The sequence below is a fragment of the Bacillus cereus group sp. BfR-BA-01355 genome, from assembly GCF_022663675.1.
Lineage (GTDB): Bacteria > Bacillota > Bacilli > Bacillales > Bacillaceae_G > Bacillus_A > Bacillus_A thuringiensis_S.
This window is the reverse complement of sequence record NZ_JAKUFY010000232.1, coordinates 1-2,729: the sequence shown is the minus strand read 5'-3', so window position 1 is coordinate 2,729 and position 2,729 is coordinate 1. Positions and strand designations below refer to the sequence as shown.

Genomic DNA, 2,729 nt, shown 5'->3' with positions numbered 1-2,729 from the left:
GATGGCAGAGAGGTCACACCCGTTCCCATACCGAACACGGAAGTTAAGCTCTCTAGCGCCGATGGTAGTTGGGACCTTGTCCCTGTGAGAGTAGGACGTCGCCAAGCAACTTTAAGACAAGTCAGAATGACTTGTCTTTTTTGTGTTTTGTAAAATAAACTTGTAATTAATGTAAGCTCTATGAGTAAGTTTATCTAGCAAGAAACAACTTTATTTTATTAGAATTTCACATTTAAGTAGCATACCTTCAGAAAAATATGACTAAGCTTTAAAGTCTATTTGCTAACAAGAATATATATACGAAGTATTACCCTCTGGAGCCTACTCACACCCTCTTTTATTTCTGCAGTTGTTAAATGTCCATACCCTATAATAATTCGATTGTAATGTTTTCCTTTTTCAATGGCGTGATCTTCCACAGGATATACTTTCACTCCGAGTTGTTGGATTTTCTCAAGTAATTCTTTTGTGAATTGAACTTGATTGAATTCAACAATCAGATGTAATACTGTAAAATAACCGAAAATATTGATTGTATTTGAGAATGTTGATTTTAATTGCTGGATAAGGAAGTCTCTTCGATTTTTATAGATTTTTTTCATCTTCATAATATGCCGTTCCAAATAATCTTCAGCAATAAATTTAGAAAGGATAAGCTGATTTAAAGAAGGTGTATGTAAAACGGAATGAACATATAAAAGCATATGTTCAACAATCCAATGAACTCTATACGTTATTGTTACAAGCTGCGAAACGCTTTGTCACCGGAGAAACGAGACATGAGGGGATTGGGACGGCAAAAGAACTAATTACAAAAGGTTATCATACTTCACTAGAATACATAGGGGAAAATACTCTTGATATAGAGGGATGTTATAAAGCAAAAAATGAGTTTTTGAATCTTATTGGGGACATAGGTACTCTATCTATGAAACAAACAGTATCACTTGATTTATCTCATATTGGATTGTCTATAGATCCAGAAATATCTTATATTCATTTAATGGAGTTGGCAGAGAAGGCGAAAGTACATGGAACTACCCTTATGATAAGTATGGAAGAATCATCTAAAGCAGCGGACATTCTTTCCATTTATAAAAAGGTAACTGAGCAATATCATAATGTAGGGATAACAATACAGGCACATTTATACCGCTCAAACAATGATATTCAAGAACTCCTTCATTATCCAGGAAAAATAAGAGTTGTAAAAGGTGCCTATCAAGAAGTTCCGGATATTGCTATGCCTAGATCAACTGATTTAAATCAACAGTATCTTCAAATTGTAGAAAAACTAGCTGAAAACCATCACCCTGTATCTATAGCTACACATGATGAAATTCTTATTAAAGAGATGGAGCAACGTCAATATTTTAGTCACCCTAATGTAGAAATAGAAATGTTATATGGAATTCGTCCGGATATGTTAAGAGATTTGAAAAACAAAGGACATAACGCTAGAGTATATTTGACTCGTGGAAAATAACGGTATTTATATTTATGTCATCGGATAGCCGAACATCCAGAAAATCTATATTATGCAGTGACAGATATGATACATTCACCTTTACCAGAGTAGAGAATATTGAATAGACATTTAATACTAAATGTAAAAATGATGTTGGTTGTTGCCTAAAAATAAGAGCCGGATTTTTCTTAGAATAGAAATTCCGGCCCATTTCATATTGAAATTTTTTTAGTATATATTTGCGTTAAAGGCGGACAGCACCTCTGTAGGTATTGAGGGGATTATGATTTATAATTGTGCAGCCGTCGTATACCTTGTTGTAGAATTGTTTTTGTATGGTTGTGTATTTGTATTCTTAGGGGGAGATAGAAACAAAGGAAATTATGATTCTATATGTATTTTAAAAGGGGGATATATACTAGAAATGAAACTAAATGCTTTGTTAGTGAAAGGATTCGCTCTTTTAGCGGTAAAACGTAAATATAGGTATGGGATAAATATCTATTAATGTTATATAAAAAGTGAAGTAATGAAAGGAACGAGTGTTCTGCATATGTTTGTTCGGTGCACTTGATCAATTGAGGTATGTATTTTTAATCCAGTATATGTGTTTAAAAAGGAAATGCTATTAATCAATTCAAACCTTGAGCATATCTTAAATGTTTATTAAGAGAATATAGCTGTATGGAAATAGATGATACTAAAGATGAAGGAGATATAAGGCTGATATTTCAGTGAAAAAGGGATAGTTAATAAATATATTAGTGTGCTTCTATATATTTACGAGTAAACAGATAAGCAACTATTACTTCATATAAGTAGAACTTGGGACTCTATAACTAGAGTAGTATATGAGTGTATTATGGATTTTTGTATCGTTGTCTGTTATAAGAATACGTATATCTTCAATCGTTTCTAATAGAGGGTGTGATAAACAAAGAGGTATTAATATTTATTAAAATAAGATTGTTAGTTTCGCTAGGTAAAAACTTCTGTACAAATTAAGTCTAGGGTTTAAATTAACTTGAATATATTTTGGAAGAATAGGTTAAATAGAAGCAGAAGGTAGCTTTTCGGTAATGAATCCTTGGAGAGGCGTATCTAGTTAAAAGAGCATAAAAATATTAACTTGAATATCTTTATAAAAAGGTGTTGACGATTATACAAATGAAGTGTAATATAGAACAAGTCGCCGATGACATTAACGTCGCAAGCGACAAACGAAATAAAAAACTTAGTTGACATTAACTAACGAAGATGT

The 2,729-nt window shown here is 32.2% G+C and carries 1 rRNA gene and 2 pseudogenes; 2 read left to right on the top strand and 1 reads right to left on the bottom strand.

Features of this window, described 5'->3' with window-relative positions:
* Nucleotides 1–107, top strand: a 5S ribosomal RNA gene (rrf, locus tag MR167_RS31155); the annotation flags it as partial.
* Nucleotides 108–275: 168 nt separating this feature from the next.
* On the opposite strand, the pseudogene MR167_RS31150 reads toward rrf, so the two are convergent.
* Nucleotides 276–752: pseudogene (locus MR167_RS31150) on the bottom strand (MocR-like pyridoxine biosynthesis transcription factor PdxR); the annotation flags it as partial.
* On the opposite strand from MR167_RS31150, the pseudogene MR167_RS31145 reads away from it, so the two are divergent.
* Nucleotides 671–1,579 (top strand): annotated as a pseudogene (locus MR167_RS31145) (proline dehydrogenase family protein). The pseudogenes MR167_RS31150 and MR167_RS31145 overlap by 82 nt on opposite strands.
* Nucleotides 1,580–2,729 lie beyond the last annotated feature (1,150 nt).